13 protein-coding genes are annotated in these 15,834 nt (G+C 71.1%); 3 read left to right on the top strand and 10 right to left on the bottom strand.

Features of this window, described 5'->3' with window-relative positions; translation table 11 throughout:
• The first annotated feature begins 81 nt into the window (after nt 1–81).
• Both AB0J78_RS10090 and AB0J78_RS10085 read left to right on the top strand, forming a co-directional pair.
• Nucleotides 82–1,236 (top strand): acyl-CoA dehydrogenase, encoded by a 1,155-nt coding sequence (locus AB0J78_RS10090; protein ID WP_363788380.1) that lies wholly within the window; start codon nt 82–84, stop codon nt 1,234–1,236.
• 130 nt (nt 1,237–1,366) lie between these two features.
• A complete protein-coding gene (locus AB0J78_RS10085) occupies nt 1,367–1,828 on the top strand; it encodes a DoxX family protein (RefSeq protein WP_363788379.1) in 462 nt (153 codons plus the stop codon).
• On the opposite strand, the gene AB0J78_RS10080 is transcribed toward AB0J78_RS10085, so the two are convergent.
• Nucleotides 1,822–2,298, bottom strand: coding sequence for a DUF1232 domain-containing protein (locus tag AB0J78_RS10080; protein WP_363788378.1), 477 nt, complete (start codon nt 2,296–2,298; stop codon nt 1,822–1,824). The genes AB0J78_RS10085 and AB0J78_RS10080 overlap by 7 nt on opposite strands.
• Before the next feature lie 112 nt (nt 2,299–2,410).
• Between AB0J78_RS10080 and murJ the strand changes: the two genes are divergently transcribed.
• The gene (gene murJ / locus AB0J78_RS10075) at nt 2,411–4,036 is read left to right on the top strand and encodes a murein biosynthesis integral membrane protein MurJ (protein WP_363788376.1); all 1,626 of its coding nucleotides are present in this window, start codon (nt 2,411–2,413) and stop codon (nt 4,034–4,036) included.
• 1 nt (nt 4,037) lies between these two features.
• Here murJ and AB0J78_RS10070 read toward each other — a convergent pair whose 3' ends face one another.
• The 9 genes from AB0J78_RS10070 to AB0J78_RS10030 all read right to left on the bottom strand — a co-directional run bounded on the left by AB0J78_RS10070 (nt 4,038) and on the right by AB0J78_RS10030 (nt 15,828).
• Nucleotides 4,038–4,763 carry a glutamine amidotransferase gene (locus tag AB0J78_RS10070; RefSeq protein WP_363788375.1) on the bottom strand — a complete coding sequence of 242 codons (726 nt, stop codon included), beginning with the start codon at nt 4,761–4,763 and terminating at the stop codon, nt 4,038–4,040.
• Nucleotides 4,760–6,154 carry a MurT ligase domain-containing protein gene (locus AB0J78_RS10065; protein ID WP_363788373.1) on the bottom strand — a complete coding sequence of 465 codons (1,395 nt, stop codon included), beginning with the start codon at nt 6,152–6,154 and terminating at the stop codon, nt 4,760–4,762. Before AB0J78_RS10065 ends, AB0J78_RS10070 begins: the two co-directional genes overlap by 4 nt.
• 812 nt (nt 6,155–6,966) lie before the next feature.
• The gene (locus AB0J78_RS10060; RefSeq protein ID WP_363788372.1) at nt 6,967–7,578 is read right to left on the bottom strand and encodes a transglycosylase family protein; all 612 of its coding nucleotides are present in this window, start codon (nt 7,576–7,578) and stop codon (nt 6,967–6,969) included.
• A 423-nt stretch (nt 7,579–8,001) separates the two neighbouring features.
• The gene (gene nrfD / locus AB0J78_RS10055; RefSeq protein WP_363788371.1) at nt 8,002–8,898 is read right to left on the bottom strand and encodes an NrfD/PsrC family molybdoenzyme membrane anchor subunit; all 897 of its coding nucleotides are present in this window, start codon (nt 8,896–8,898) and stop codon (nt 8,002–8,004) included.
• On the bottom strand, nt 8,895–9,758 hold the full coding sequence (locus AB0J78_RS10050) for a 4Fe-4S dicluster domain-containing protein (protein WP_363788370.1): 864 nt from the start codon (nt 9,756–9,758) through the stop codon (nt 8,895–8,897). Before AB0J78_RS10050 ends, nrfD begins: the two co-directional genes overlap by 4 nt.
• A gap of 2 nt (nt 9,759–9,760) precedes the next feature.
• Nucleotides 9,761–13,036, bottom strand: coding sequence for a formate dehydrogenase (gene fdh, locus AB0J78_RS10045; RefSeq protein ID WP_363788369.1), 3,276 nt, complete (start codon nt 13,034–13,036; stop codon nt 9,761–9,763).
• A gap of 100 nt (nt 13,037–13,136) precedes the next feature.
• The gene (locus AB0J78_RS10040; protein WP_363788368.1) at nt 13,137–13,778 is read right to left on the bottom strand and encodes a pyridoxamine 5'-phosphate oxidase family protein; all 642 of its coding nucleotides are present in this window, start codon (nt 13,776–13,778) and stop codon (nt 13,137–13,139) included.
• A 133-nt stretch (nt 13,779–13,911) separates the two neighbouring features.
• On the bottom strand, nt 13,912–14,946 hold the full coding sequence (locus AB0J78_RS10035; RefSeq protein WP_363788367.1) for a PDR/VanB family oxidoreductase: 1,035 nt from the start codon (nt 14,944–14,946) through the stop codon (nt 13,912–13,914).
• The gene (locus AB0J78_RS10030) at nt 14,947–15,828 is read right to left on the bottom strand and encodes a metal-dependent hydrolase (protein WP_363788366.1); all 882 of its coding nucleotides are present in this window, start codon (nt 15,826–15,828) and stop codon (nt 14,947–14,949) included.
• Nucleotides 15,829–15,834: the final 6 nt, after the last annotated feature.

The following is a 15,834-nucleotide window of genomic DNA, read 5'->3' as shown; positions in this document are numbered from 1 at the left end:
GACAACGGTCCGCCGCGTGACGCGGGCGGCATTGCGACGAAACCCCGCCGCGGCGATGCGACGGGACTAGGGAGGGACCCGGTGGACCCGAACTTCGACACCTACCAGCTCGCCGAGGAGCACGACGCGCTGCGCGACGCGGTGCGCGCCCTCGCCGAGAAGGAGATCGCGCCCCACGCGGCGGAGGTCGACGAGCAGGAGCGCTACCCCAAGGAAGCGCTCGACGCCCTGGTCAAGGCGGGTTTCGCCGCGACCCACATCCCGGAGGAGTACGGCGGCGAGGGCGCCGACTCGGTGGCCACCTGCATCGTCATCGAAGAGGTCGCGCGCGTGTGCGGGTCCTCCTCGCTGATCCCCGCGGTGAACAAGCTCGGCACCATGCCGATCATCCTGTCGGCCTCCGAGGACCTCAAGAAGCAGGTCCTGCCCGCGATCGCCACCGGTGAGACCACCGCGTCCTACGCGCTGTCGGAGCGCGAGGCCGGCTCGGACGCCGCGGCCATGAAGACCCGCGCCCGCCTCGACGGCGACAACTGGGTGCTCAACGGCAGCAAGTGCTGGATCACCAACGGCGGTGTGTCCAAGTGGTACACGGTCATGGCCGTGACCGACCCGGAGAAGGGTGCCAACGGCATCAGCGCCTTCGCCGTCCACGCCGACGACCCGGGCTTCACCGTCGGGCCGAAGGAGAAGAAGCTCGGCATCAAGGGGTCCCCGACCGTCGAGCTGTACTTCGAGGACGCCACCATCCCGGCCGACCGGATCATCGGCGAGCCGGGCACCGGGTTCAAGACGGCGCTGAAGACCCTGGACCACACGCGTCCCACGATCGGCGCGCAGGCGGTCGGCATCGCGCAGGGCGCGCTGGACCAGGCGCTGGACTACGTCAAGGAGCGCAAGCAGTTCGGCAAGTCCATCTCCGAGTTCCAGGGCGTGCAGTTCATGCTCGCCGACATGGCGATGAAGGTCGAGTCGGCCCGCCAGATGGTCTACGTGGCCGCGGCCCGCGCCGAGCGCGGCGAGCCCAACCTCGGGTTCATCTCCGCCGCCGCGAAGTGCTTCGCCTCGGACGTGGCCATGGAGGTCACCACCGACGCGGTCCAGCTGTTCGGCGGCGCGGGCTACACCCGCGACTTCCCGGTCGAGCGCATGATGCGCGACGCCAAGATCACCCAGATCTACGAGGGCACCAACCAGGTCCAGCGCATGGTCATGGCCCGCAACCTGCTCAAGTGAGGCCCTGAGGTGATGCGGCCCCGGCAGGAGCGACCGCCGGGGCCGCACCACCTCAGCGGTCCGAGATGTCGGTTGTCTCGATCGCCGTGACACTGTGCTTCGACGCTAGGTGTTCAACACGGGAGTCGACATGATCGCGCTTCGGAGCCTGCTCACGCTGATCGGCCGCATCGGGATCGGGATCATCCTCATCGCGCACGGGTGGCAGAAGCTCGTGACCTGGGGAATTCCGACCACGGCCGAGAACTTCGGCAAGATGGGAATCCCCTTCCCGCAGATCGCCGCCTGGTACGCGGCCGTGGTGGAACTCGCCGGCGGGATCCTGCTGATCCTCGGCATCGCGCTGCCGCTGGTCGGGCTGGCGGTGGCCATCAACATGGCCGGGGCGATCCTGTTCGTGCACCTGCCGCACGGCCTGTTCGCGCCGAGCGGGTTCGAACTGCCCCTCGCCGTCGGCGCCGCCGCCCTCGCGATGGGCTTCAACGCGGGCAACTGGTCGATCGACCACGGGCTTTTCGGCCGCCGCAAGAACCGCCACCGGGCCGACGACGAACCCGGCGCGCAGCACCGCCAGCCCGGCGACTCCTACTGAGGCTCGCCCGGCTCGACCTCGCGCGGCTGCTGCCGGGCGGCGATGTAGTTGCCCGACTCCGCGTAGAGGCTGCTCAGCAACCAGCTCGCGACGCCGATGTCATCGCCGATGCCCAGCAGCGGCAGGAACTCCGGGATGAAGTCGATCGGCGAGACCAGGTAGACCACGGCGATCAGCCACAGCAGCAGCTGGTAGCGCGGGAGTTCGGGATTGCGGCCGCGTGCGGTGGTGCCCACCATCGCGGGCACCGCGCGAAGCCGGTCGATCGGCGAGCCCGCCGCACCCGCTCGGTGCGCGCGCACCGCGGCCCGCACCGGTGACCGGCGCAGCCGTGCGACCAGGCCCGCGAGGCTGATTCCCAGTCCCGCGGCCATCAGGCCGACCGGCAACAGCCAGCCTCCGGCGTCACCGCCGAACGCCACGGCCACCACCGCTCCGGCGATCAGCAGCACGACCCCGAACACGATCACGCGCGCTCCCTTCCGCAGGCGTTTCAACCAGCCTGCCACGGACCGGCGCCACCCGGCGAAACCGGGTGTTTCGTGGCACCTTCAGCATCGAACCGCCGACGGGAGGGGCTACGTGGTCGATCAGGCCGACACCGGTGTCCGACGCCCCTCACTGGCCCGCGCGAGCGCGGCGATGGCGGTGGCCACCGCGACCAGCAGGGTCAGCGGTCTGCTCGCCAAGGTGCTGCTGGTGGTGGTGCTCGGCCTGGGCACGGTCAACGACTCCTACACCGTGGCCAACACCCTGCCGACCGTGGTCAACGAACTGCTGCTGGGTGGGGTGCTGACCAGCATCGCCGTGCCGCTGCTGGTGCGGGCGCAGCAGGAGGGGCCGAAGCAGGGCGAGTCCTACGCGCAGTGGATGATCACCATGGGCGGCGTGCTGCTCGCGGTCGCCACCGCGGTGGCCGTCGCCTGCGCCGGCCTGCTCACCGCGCTCTACCTCGGCGCCGACACCCGGGCCAACGCGGAGCTGACCACGGCGTTCGCCTACCTGCTGCTGCCGGGCATCGTCTGCTACGGCATGTCGGCGCTGCTGCAGGCGATCCTCAACGTGCGCGGCGTCTTCGGCACTCCGGCGTGGGCACCGGTGTTCAACAACCTCGTCGTCATCGCCACCGTGATCGTCTACGCGCTGGTGCCCGGGGAGATCTCGACCGACCCGGTGCGCATCGGCGAACCGAAGCTGCTGGTGCTGGGCCTGGGAACGCTGGCGGGGATCACCACCCAGCTGCTGGTGATGGTGGTGTCGCTGCGGCGCAGCGGTTTCCGGTACCGCTGGCGGTGGGGGTGGGACCGGCGCCTGTCGGAGTTCGGCGGGCTGGCCGGATGGGTGGTGCTCTACACGCTGATCAGCCAGGCCGGGATGGTCGTGATCACCCGGGTCACCGCGCAGGGCACGCCGGGCAGCGTCGCGACCTTCAACTACGCCTGGCTGCTCTCGCAGGTCCCCTACGGCGTGCTGGGGGTGTCGCTGCTGACGGCGTTGATGCCGCGCATCAGCGAGGCCGCCGCCGCGGGCAGGACCCGGGCGTTCGTCGACGACGTCGCGTGGGGAACGCGGATGACCTCGGTGCTGCTGATGCCGGTCAGCGCGCTCCTGGTGGTGGCGGGTGGCCCGCTGGCGGTGGCGTTCTTCTCGCTGGGCGCCAGCGACGTGGCCGCCGCCGGGCGGCTCGGCTGGGCGCTGGCCGCTGCGGCGGCGGGCGTCGTGCCGTTCGGGATCACCATGCTCCAGCTGCGGGCGTTCTACGCGATGCACGACGCGCGCACCCCGACCTGGATCAACGTGATCATGGTCGTGGTGCGCAGCGCGCTGTGCTACCTCGTGCTGGCCACCGTCGATCCGCAGGACCTGGTGCTCGGGGTGACGGCGGCGATGTCGGCGAGCTTCCTGCTGGGCGCGGTCGTCGGGCAGGTCTGGCTGCGCGCCCGCATCGGGTCGCTGCGCACGGCGGCGACGCTGCTGGGGTGCGTGCGCGCGCTGGTCGCCGGGGCCGCGGGGGCCCTGTGCTCGTCGGCGGTGCTGGCCGGGGTGCGGTCGTTGACCGGGCCGCTGAACCCGATGGCCGACGCCTGGCTGGCGCTGCTGGTGCACGGGATCGTGGTGCTCGCGGTGAGCCTCGGGGTGCTGGCGCTGTTGCGGGCACCGGAGCTGAAACCGGCCCTGCGCAAGCTGGGCCGGCTCGCTCGTCGCTGACCTACTTGCGGTTGCGCACGTGCACGCGGGTGCGTTCGGTGCGCAGCGCCTTGAGCTCGGGCGGGTCCGGCACGGGTGCCAGCGGCTCGCCGATGGCCCATTCCAGCAGCAGGTCGGCCAGCTTCGGGTTCCGCGCGAGGACGGGCCCGTGCATGTAGGTGCAGATGACGTGGCCGGTGACCGCGCCCTCGGCGTCGTCGTGGCCGTTGCCGATGCCGCGCACCACCCTGCCCAGCGCGTGCGAGCCCGGGCCCAGCGTGGTGCGGCCGAGGTGGTTCTCGAACCCGGTGAGCATCCCCACCCCGCCCAGCGTGGACTGGGTGGTGACCTCGCCGATGGCGCGTCCCTTCCCGGGTTCGGTCGAGGCGTCCACGAGGCCCAGACCTTCGTGGCGCTGCCCGTCGCCGGTGACGAAACCGGTGCCCAGCACCTGCAGCCCGCCGCAGATGCCCAGCACCGGAACCCCGTGCTGCACCGATCGGATCAGGCCCCCGCCCCTGCGCAGGAAGCGGACGGCCGCGACCTGCGCGACGTCCTCTCCCCCGCCGATGAGGTACAGGTCGCAGCCCTCGGGCACGGCGTCATCGGAGGAGAGCACGGTGACCAGCTCACTGCCGATCCCGCGCCAGCGAAGGCGTTGTGCCAGCACGATCGCGTTCCCGCGGTCCCCGTAGGTCCCGAGCAGGTCGGGCAGGACGAGGGCGATGCGGACTCGTTCCCCGGTCATGTGCGGCTCCTGGTGAGCACATCGCGGAAGGCGGTGTAGTTGGCGATGACGTCGGGGAGGCCGCCGGAGGTGCTGCCGAGGGCGACCTCGACGGTGGAGGCGACGCTGGCCTGCACCCCGGCGTAGCGCAGGCGGACCGCGAGGTCCAGGGCTCGGTCGCCTGCGACCTGGACGGACCTGCCGCGCAGCATCTCGAAGTCCACGTCCCACAACCAGGAGACGTCGTAGCCGTCGGCTTCGCGGCTGTTGACCACCAGGACCAGCGGTTCGTCGTTGCCGGAGACCAGGTCGAGCATCTCCAGCCAGCTGGCGGGGTTCTTGGCCAGCAGCAGCCGGACCCGGCGTCCGCCGACCCGGACGGTGTCGTAGCGGCCCGCGGCCTGCGAGATGCGGCGGATCCGGGCGAGCGCGGAGGCTTCCTCGCCGCCGAGGTGCAGTGCGGCGGCCAGGGCGAAGGTGGCGTTGACCCGGTTGACGTGGCCGGGCAGGGCCAGGGCGAGCTCGTGGTGGGTGCCCGCGGCGTCGAGGACTCCGGTGTCGGTGACCTTCCAGTCGGCCGGCGGGCGGGCCAGGCCGCACTGGCAGCGCCAGTCTCGGTCGACGTCGCCGATGAAGGCGCCGCACTGGGGGCAGTTCAGCGCGTCGTCGCGCCACCGCACGCCGCCCGAGACCCAGGTGACGTTGGGGTGGCCGGCGGCGGCGAAGACGATGTTGGGGTCGTCGCGGTTGGCGATGACCTGCGCGCCGGGGGCCTGCGTGAGGGCGCGTTGCAGGCTCGCGGCCACGCTGCGGACCTCGCCGACCCGGTCGAGCTGGTCGCGGCTGAGGTTGAGCAGCAGGATCGCGGCGGGTTCGAAGCGGTCGGTGACCTGCGCCAGGTGCAGCTCGTCGACCTCCAGCGCGGCGAACGGGGCGTCGAGCCGGGTCAGCAGGGCGGCCACGTGGCCGTCGAGCATGTTCGCGCCGGTGGCGTTGCTGACGGCCGGGGCTTGCGCGCGCACGGCCTCGGCGACCATCTGGGTGGTCGTGGTCTTGCCGTTGGTGCCGGTGACCATGACGACACGCCGCCCGGTTGCCAACCGCTGCAGGAGGTTGGGTTGTAGCGTCAGGGCGAGACGGCCACCGATCATGCCACCGGAGCCGAGACCGAGGCGCTGCGACAGCGACGCGGCCATCCGTCCGGCGTTGATGGCCATGGTGGTGCGCAGGTCCATGCGGCCCGCTCCGGCGGGCTGCTGCACCGGCGCGGGAACGACCTTCCAGCGCTGGTCGGCGCTGTGGCTCTGGTCAAGGTGCCGGTGTTGTTCGGCGCTCTGCTGCTCGGGTGCCTGGCGCTGGGCCGGTGTCTGGTCGACCGATGGCTCGTCGGTGTTCCGCGTGGTGTCGGTCATGCGTCCCCTCCCCCCCTCAGGCGGCCGTCGCACGCGGCACGCCGGGTCGGCTCAGGGCTGCGCGACACCGCTAATCGGCCGCACCAGGCCGCGCCGCCCTTCGCTTCCTGGCCAGTGTGGCTCGGGTGCGGCGAAACAGCGCGACGATCAATAGCAGGACACCGAAGGTGATGGCGGCCGGTCCGACCCAGCTGTCGAGTCCGGACTCGGTCGCGGCGTCCGCTTGAAGTGCGAGGAGCATCGGGGTCCCCTTTCCGAAGGTCGGGGGTAGGGGCACGCGGGGTGAGTGCGGTCACGTCCATCGTCCGGCCGCAGCCCGGGGCCGAGCCTGGTTGACATGCCGGGGCTTCCCGCGATCGGGGATCTTTCACCCGCACTGATTCCGCGAGGGGCACGCTGAGTGCTCAGCGCGCGACCCAACAGATCGGAATCAGATTCATGATTTCCGGATGTTTTCTTGCGGGTGCTGAGGTTTGAGGCCGAACGGCGGAACGTTCACGTCCTGCGGCTCACCCGTTGGGGTCTATTGCGGCAATACGCTCGGCGATCAACAAATGTGCATCTACTCTCGGATTTGGTCCCGACGGCGTTCGTCACGATCCGAAGGGAGCCGAACATGACCGAACTCGTTCTGCTGCTGGGTTTTCTCGCCTTCGCCGGAATCGGCTGGACCGCATGGGACATCCGCAACGACCTGCGCCGCCGCAAGCTCAAGTGACCGGAGCTCCGGTGATCGCAGACGAGGGACCCCGCCGGAGAGAGGAAGGCGGGGTCCCTCGTTCATGCGCACCCAAGTCCGAAGACGGGGTGGGTCACTTGATGGCGAGCTGCTGGCCCGGGAAGATCAGGTTCGCGTCCTTGACCGACGAGCGGTTCTTCTCGAAGACCGACTCCCAGCTCACGCCGTACTTCTGAGCGATGGAGCCCAGGGTGTCACCGGCCTGAACGGTGTAGGTGCCCTCGACCTGGACGGTCTTCTTCACCGGGTTCTTCTTGGTGGTGGACTTCTTCTCGGTGCTCTTCTTGCTGCCCGAGGCGACGTCCTGGTGCTCGGCGCTGCCGCTCTTGCTCAGGCCGGCCTTCTTCGAGCACACCGGCCACGCACCCGGTCCCTGCGCCTGCAGCACGCGCTCGGCCACGGCGATCTGCTGGGACTTGCTGGCCTGCGCGGCGTTCGAGGCGTAGCTGGTGCCGCCGTAGGCGGACCAGGTGGACGCGCTGAACTGCAGACCACCGTAGTAACCGTTGCCGGTGTTGATGCTCCAGTTACCACCGCTCTCGCACTGCGCGACGGCGTCCCAGGTGGACTGCGAGGCCGCGTTGGCCGGCATGGTCATCGCGAACGGCGCGGCGACCATGGCGCCGGCGACGGCGACGCGGGTGACGGTGCGGCGGCTGGGGGTGGACTTGCGGTGCTTGCCCATTTTCTGTCTTCGTCTCCAGCAGCGCCTTCGTGCCGCCTCGACTCCGGCGCCCCGGGCGCTCGGGCCGATGAGATTCGGCCCGCCGCGCCGGGTTCCGGCGGTCGTCACGTCCCTGCCCGCAATGCGTCTCGGGGTTTCGGAGAGCCCGCCGGGCAGGGTTCGGCGCTGCGGACTTCCGGTCTTGCCGTCGGCTCGGGGGCGCCGACGCCGGGCAACGCTACGTAGCTGAAAAGCGTGAACAAAACCGTGCGCTGGTGGCGCTCGTCATAGAAACGTAATCAAGATCGCGACGATGCAGACGTTTCAGCTGGTCATTTCTTGATCAGAAACGCGTTATTCACCTGAAATCAAACCACGCAGGGTGAGAGTTGAACCACTACTCACTCACGTGAGTGACTACCCAATGTCAACATCCGAACTCGATCAGTGCACTTGCCCACGGACCGAAGACCCTGTTTCGCCCACCCGTTCGCGTTGCGGCTCGACCACGTACCGGGGGTCGCGAGCCGTCTCGCGGCCGGCTTCGAAGACACCGAAGCGAGTCGCGATCGCGCCGAGGGTCAGGCACCCGCCCGCCACGATCGCCGCCGCGCGGCTGCGCCCTGCCACCAGCGCGAATCCGGCGCCCACCGCGGTGGCCGCTCGCGCCGTTCGCAGCACCCTACCCGCGCGCCCGGTGCGGTAGGCCTCGGCCGCCAGGCCGAGCCGGGACTCCATCCGCTTGCTCGCGGCCAGCTCCAGCACCGATCCGGCCACCGCCATCCGCCGCGCGGGCCCGGATTCGGCCGGGGCGGCGACCATGCCCACCGCCCCCGCGCTCGACACAGCGCTCCCGGCGAACACGAACGGCAGCTCCCGGTAGCCCTCGTGCCAGCCCGGCACGGCCGTGTCGGACAGCAGCACCGCGGTGTAGGTGGTCATCGCCGGGGCGATCACACCCGCCACCACCCCGGCCGCGCGGCCGGGCAGCGGGAGCAGACCGGTGAGCTCGCTGGCCGTCGCGGCCCCGGCCAGACCCGAGAACGGCGCGAGGATCCACGATCCGACGCTCAGCGGCGAGGTCGGCTTGATCACCCGCAGCATGTTCAGGAACCGCATCGGGCGTCCCAGGTCGTGCACCAGGAAACCGACGCTGGCGGTCGCGCCCACCGCTGCGGCCAGCCTGCCCGCGCGGGCCAGCCGCTGCCGCCCGGTGAGCTCGGCCAGCAGCGCCATCGTCGACGAGGCCCCAGCCATCCCGCCGAGGTAGAGGTAGGCGGGGACGTCCGGGACCTTCCACACCGGTTCCTTGAGGACCGGTCGGCCGTAGTAGGAGGTCACCTTCTCCTCCCGAGGAACGATCCGGCGATGAGCGCGGCCGCGGTGAGCGCGCCTGCGGCCGCGTGCCGCCACATCGAGGGCAGGTCGCGCGTGGTGACCACGGGATCCGGTGGCAGACCGTAGACCTCGGGGTCGTCGAGCAGCAGGAAGAACGCCCCGTCTCCCCCGACGCCGTCGGTGGGCTCGTGACCGTAGAGGCGGGCGCTGGTCACTCCCTGCTCGTGCAGTTCGTCGACCCGCATCGCGGCGCGTTCGCGCAGCTCGTCGAGCGGGCCGTACTGGATGGACTCGGTCGGGCAGGCGGTGGCGCAGGCCGGCATCAACCCGGCGCCGAGCCGGTCCTGGCACATCGTGCACTTGGCGGCTCCGCCGGTGTCGGGACGGATGTCGATCACGCCGTAGGGGCAGGCGGGCACGCAGTAGCCGCAGCCGTTGCACACGTCGTCCTGCACCACCACCGTTCCGTGCTCGGTGCGGATCAGCGCACCGGTCGGGCACACGTCCAGGCAGGCCGCGTGCGTGCAGTGCTTGCACACGTCGGAGGACATCAGCCAGCGCACCTGCTGCTCGTCCGGTGCGCCGAACGCCGGCATGCCGAGCTCTTCGGGCGTGCCGCGCTGCTCGACGAAGGCCACGTGCCGCCAGGTCGTGCCGCTGAGCGCCTCGGTGTTGTCGTAGGACATGCCGGTGAGGTCCAAGCCGTCCTCGGGCAGCAGGTTCCACTCCTTGCAGGCGACCTCGCAGGCCTTGCAGCCGATGCACACGCTGGTGTCGGTGAAGAACCCGGCGCGGGGCTGCGGCGGGTAGCCGGTCTCCCCCGCCGGGTCGGGCAGCGGTCCGGACAGCCGGTTGACGGTCACGTTCAGCCTCCTGCCTGTCTGGGGTCGTCGGAGTGCTCGGTACCGGTGCGCTCGGTGATGCCCGCGCGGTCGCGGTACTCGGCGACCAGGCGGTTGAGCGCGGCCGCGCGCGGTCGCCGCCCCGGCCGGACGTCGCAGGCCCCGGCCTTGGTCTCCATGATGTGCACGTTGGGGTCCAGCGCCACGCCGATGAGTTCGTTGGCGGCGTCGCCGGTGGTCAACCCGTTGGGCCCCCAGTGCCAGGGGATGCCGATCTGGTGCAGGGTGCGGCCCGCGACCCGCAGCGGCAGCATCCGCTCGGTGACCATCACCCGGGCTTCGATGGCGCTGCGCGCGGTGATCACGGTGGCCCAGCCGCCGTGTTCGAGGCCGCGTTCGGCGGCCAGCTGCGGGGAGACCTCCACGAACAGGGCGGGCGCGAGTTCGCTGAGGTGGCGGAGCCAGCGGCTCATCCCGCCGGCCGTGTGGTGCTCGGTGAGCCGGAACGTGGTGAACACGTACGGGAAGACCTCGCTGCCGGCTTCGCCCGCGCTGGGCTGGTACCGGTTCTCCGGGCGCGAGTTGATCTGGCGTGCGGGGTTTCGCTGCTGGTGGGGGTGCAGCAGGTTGGCGACCGGGGATTCCTGCGGCTCGTAGTGCGCCGGGAACGGGCCGTCGACGAGCCCGGCGGGCACGTAGAGCCAGCCGCGTCCGTCGCTCTGCATGATGAACGGTTCGGTGCCCGCGATGCCCTCCGGTCCGACGGTTCCGTCTTCGGGCCGGTAGTCGGGGCGTTTGGTCTTGTCGAAGTCGGGCACGTCGTGGCCGGTCCACTCGCCGCGTTCGGCGTCCCACCACACGTAGGCCTTGCGCTCGCTCCACGGGCGGCCGTCGGGGTCGGCCGAGGCGCGGTTGTAGAGGATGCGCCGGTTGGCAGGCCACGCCCAGCCCCATTCCGGTGCCACGCGGCTCTGCTGGCTGCCGGGCCTGCGGCGGGCGGACTGGTTGACCCCGTCGGCGGTGACACCGCAGTAGATCCAGCAGCCGCAGCTGGTGGAGCCGTCGGCGCGCAGCTGCGGGTAGGCCGACAGCGGGTCGCCGTTGCCGTCGTGGCCGTTGATCTCGACGAGCACGGCTTCGGCGCTGGGCTCGTCGAGGTCGCCGTGCGTCGGGTAGTCCCAGGTCAGCTCCAGCAGGGCGCGGTCGCGTTCGGTCCGGGCGCTGAGCCTGTCGCGGATGCGGCGCCCGAGGTGGTAGAAGAACCACAGGTCGCTGCGCTGGTCATCGCTGGGTTCGACGGCCTTGTGGTGCCACTGCAGGAGCCGCTGGGTGTTGGTGAAGGTGCCGTCCTTCTCGGTGTGCGCGGCGGCCGGCAGGAAGAAGACCTCGGTGCCGATGTCGGCGGTGCGCATCTCGCCGGTCTCGATCTCGGGACCGTTCTTCCAGAAGGTGGCGGTCTCGATCATGTTGAGGTCGCGCACCACCAGCCAGTCGAGCGCGGCCAGGCCCATGCGCTGCTGGCGCGCGTTGGCGGTGCCCACGGCGGGGTTCTCGCCGATGACGAAGTAGCCCTTGCAGCGGCCCTCGATCTGATCGAGGACGGTCTGGAAGGTGCCGTGGTCACCGGTGAGCCGGGGCAGCCGGTCGAAGCAGAAGTCGTTGTCGGCGGTGGCGTGCTCACCCCACCAGGCCTTGAGCAGGCTGACCAGGTAGGAGCGGATGTTGGCCCAGTAGCCGCAGGCGTGCTCGTCGTCGGCGACGAAGGACTCCAGGTCGGTGTCGGTGTGGGCGTGCGGCATCGGGATGTAGCCGGGCAGCAGGTTGAACAGGGTCGGGATGTCGGTGGAGCCCTGGATGCTGGCGTGCCCGCGCAGCGCGAGGATGCCGCCACCCGGTCTGCCGATGTTGCCCAGCAGCAGCTGCAGGATCGAGGCCGCCCGGATGTACTGCGCTCCGACGGTGTGGTGGGTCCAGCCCACGGCGTAGGCGATGGCCGAGGTGCGCTCGCGCCCGGAGTTGGCGACGAGCTGGTCGGCGACCCAGGCGAAGTCGTCCTGCGAGATGCCGCAGATCTCCTCCACCACGTCCGGGGTGTAGCGGGCGTAGTGGCGTTTGAGCAGCTGGAACACGCAGCGCGGGTGTTGCAGCGTCGGGTCGGAGTCGGGGTGGCCGTGGTAGACGGGACCGCCCGATCCGGTGCGTTCGGGCTTGCTGGTCTCACGCTCGCGCCCGTGCGCGGTGCTGGGTGCCTGCTCCGGTCCGTGCCCGCCGACCGGGGGAACCGCGGTGCTGCCCTGGTACTGCCACGTGCTGGTCTCGTAGGTGCCGACGTCGGGGTCGAAGCCGGAGAACACACCGTCGAGGTCCTCGGTGTCGCGGAAGTCCTCGCCGACGATCATCGCCGCGTTGGTGTAGTTGACGACGTAGTCGTGGAAGTGGGCCTCGCGGGTCAGCACGTGGTTGATCAGCCCTCCGAGGAACGCGATGTCGCTCCCGGCCCGCAGCGCGACGTGCTTGTGCGCCATCGCCGAGGTGCGCGTGTAGCGCGGGTCGACGTGGATGACCGTGGCGCCGCGCTTCTTGGCCTCCATGACCCACTGGAACCCGACCGGGTGGGCTTCGGCCATGTTGGAGCCCTGGATGAGGACGCAGTCCGATTCGGCGAGGTCCTGCTGGAAGGTGGTGGCGCCGCCGCGCCCGAAGGAGGCACCCAGACCGGGCACCGTGGAGGAGTGTCAAATGCGCGCCTGGTTCTCCACCTGGATCGCGCCGAGGGCGGTGTAGAGCTTCTTCATGAGATAGTTCTCCTCGTTGTCGAGGGTCGCTCCTCCGAGGCTCGCGATGCCCATCGTGCGCCGCAGCGGCCTGCCACCGGCGTCGGCGTCCTCCCAGGTGGCGTCCCGGGTGGCCAGCACCCGGTCGGCGATCATGTCCAGCGCGGTGTCCAGGTCGAGGTCTTCCCACTCGGTGCCGTGCGGGCGCCGGTAGCGGACCTTGGTCTGGCGCAGCGGTGAGGTGACCAGTTCGCGCGAGGCCGACCCCTTGGGGCACAACCGGCCTCGGCTGATCGGCGAGTCCGGGTCACCCTCGATCTGGGTGACCCGTCCGCCGGAGGTGTAGATCCGCTGGCCGCAGCCGACCGCGCAGTAGGGGCACACCGATTGCGTGACGTTCTCGGCGTCGCTGGTGCGCGCCCGCAGCTCGTCGGTGCGCCGGGACCGGGCCGCGGGGCCTCGGGCCAGCCGGTCGGGGCCGGTGAGCTGCCGCAGCACCGGCCAGTTCAGCCACGTGGCCACCATGGCCGGAGGCTACCCACCTCGTCGATCTCGCACACCTGCTCAGTTCCTGGCCACCCTGCTGCGCCATCGCCCCAGGACCGATCGCGCGACACGGCGGTGGTCAGGCCTTCGCGTCGTAGAGCAGCTCGGTGAAGTGCTCGTCGGAGTAGTAGTGCTCCAGCTCGGACATCGAGTCGTTCGGGCGCTCGAGGTTCTTGGCGATGTGTGCCCGGGAGGGCACGGCTTCGGGATCCCAGGTCCGGCTGTCCCACAGCCCGGACCGCAGGAACGCCTTGGAGCAGTGGTGGAAGACCTCCTCGATCTCCACCAGCAGCACCACGGTCGGGCGATGGCCCTTGACGACCATGCGCTCGAAGCACGGCGCGTCGCGCAGCAGCCGGGCGCGGCCGTTGATCCGCAGCGTGTCACCGCGGCCGGGGATGAAGTAGAGGAGCCCGACGTGCGGGTTGGCCAGCACGTTGCGGAACCCGTCGACGCGGCGGTTGCCCGGGCGTTCCGGGATGGCGATGGTCGTGTCGTCGACGACGTGGGTGAACCCGGCCGGGTCGCCCTTCGGCGAGACGTCGCACCGGCCCTCGGCGTCGGAGGTCGCCACCAGGCAGAACGGTGAGGCGGCGAGCCATTCGCGGTCCAGCGGGTGCAGCGCGGGGCGTTGCTTGTCCAGGACCCGCTGCAGCGGTGCGCCGACCAGCTCTTCCAGCTCGCGGGTCGAGGTGATCTCGGTCAGGCCTTCGCGTTCCACGGTGCCTCCCAGGTCGCTCCCCCACGACCCTACGGCCCGCGCTGCGGCCGCAGAACCGATTTTCGCGGGACCGCCCGGCTGCACCCCGCCACCGGGCGGCCCCGCTTTCCCCTCCGGTCCCCCGACCGGGGCTTCACAGATCGACGGCGATGTGCCCCTGCCCTCGATCCACGCAGATCGCCACGTCCTCGCTGCGCGACCGGCCGCGCCTGCGCACCTGGCCGGACAGCAGCGGGACCTGGCAGGTGCCGCAGAAACCCTGGCGGCACGAGTAGGCGACGTCGGGCAGCACCTCGCCGATCGCGTCCAGCGCGGTGCGATCGGCGGGCACCTCGACGGTGCGTCCGCTTCGGGTCAGCTCCACGGTGAAGGCCCGCCCGTCGACGATCGGCGGTGCCGAGAAGCGTTCCCAGTGCAGACCTCTCGCGGTGCTCCCGGGCAGTCCCAGGCGGAGCGCGGTGATCATCGGCACCGGGCCGCAGGCGTAGACCGAGGCGCCCAGCGGCGCGTGCGCGAGCAGTTCGCCGCCCGCGGCGGGGATGCCGAACTCGGTGTCGGGCCGGATCCACACCCGGTCGGCGGGCAGATCGGCGAGTTCGTCCAGGAACGGCATCGACGCGCGGGAACGTCCGGTGCAGACCAGCCGCCAGTCGGCTCCGCGCGTCGCGGCGGTACGGACCATCGGCAGGATCGGCGTGATGCCGATGCCGCCCGCGACGAACAGGTAGGAGCGCCCGGCGACGAACGGGAACGCGTTGCGCGGGCCGCGCGCCACGATCCGGTCGCCCTCGGCGAGCTCGTCGTGGATCTCCCGGGATCCGCCCGCGCCGTCGGCCAGGCGCCGCACCGCGATCCGGTAGTAGCGCCGCTCCCCCGGCGGGCCGCACAGCGAGTACTGCCGCTTCCGCCCGGACGGCAGCAGCACGTCCAGGTGCGCGCCCGGTTGCCAGGCGGGCAGCGCGCCGCCGTCGGGACGGGTCAACCGCAGGCTGCGGACGCCGTCGGCCTCGGCGCTGATCCGGGAGATCACCAGCGTGAGGTCGTGGTCGACCGGCCGGGGTGACCCGGCGTGCCGGCGGCTGTTGCGGTGCAGCCATTCCACTCCGCTGACGACCCGGTGCAGCACGCGCATCAGCCGGTCGGGGCGCGACCGTCGCTCCGCGGCCATCTAGTGCCCCGCCGCCAGCGCCGCCGGTGAGCTCGCCAGGTAGTGCACCGCCTGCGCCGTGGATCCGTGCTGCGACGGGTGGTAGCCGGGGCGGAAGAACGCGGGGATCGCGCCGAACAGCGCCCGGTAGCTGGGGGTGAGGCCGAGGCGCCCGGTGCGGACCAGGTCGCGCCAGCGCGGCCTGCGCGTGCCGCGCAGCACCGGGTCGGCGGCCATCAGGAACCGCATCCCGCGCGCCCACAGGATCGTCAGCACCGCGGTCGCCAGCAGCATCGACAGGCAGCGCTGCCAGTACCGGCCGTGGACCTGCTGGTAGACCTCGAAGGCGACCGCGCGGTGCTCGACCTCCTCGGCGCCGTGCCAGCGCAGCAGGTCCAGCATCGTCTCGTCGGCGCCCGCCAGGTCGAGTTCCTCGGCGTCGAGCACCCATTGGCCGAGGAAGGCGGTGAAGTGCTCGATCGCGGCGATCAGTGCCAGCCGCTGCACCAGCCAGGACTCGGCGCGCTTGCCGCGCAGCGGCCGGTCCCCGAGGGTCTTGCGGAACATCCAGCGGACCTGGTCGACGAACGGCCGGGTGTCGAGGCCGTGGGCGTCGAAGTGGTCGAGGACGCCCTGGTGCGCCTCGGCGTGCACGGCCTCCTGACCGACGAAGCCGCGCACGTCCTCGGCCAGACGCTCGTCGTTGATCAGCGGCAGCGCCTGCTTGAACACCTCGACGAACCAGCGCTCGCCCTCGGGCAGCACCAGGTGCAGGAAGTTCACCCAGTGCGTGGCGAACGGCTCGCCGGGGATCCAGTGCATCGGCAGCTGGGACCAGTCGAACTCCACGTCGCGGGCGTGCAGCGCGACGCGGTCGGGATCACCGGGGTCGAGTTGCGGCATGCCTCC

Origin of the sequence: Saccharopolyspora sp. NPDC049426, from assembly GCF_040676935.1 — a bacterium.
Lineage (GTDB): Bacteria > Actinomycetota > Actinomycetes > Mycobacteriales > Pseudonocardiaceae > Saccharopolyspora.
The sequence above is the reverse complement of the archived record's forward strand: the minus strand, read 5'-3'. Positions and strand labels throughout refer to the sequence as shown.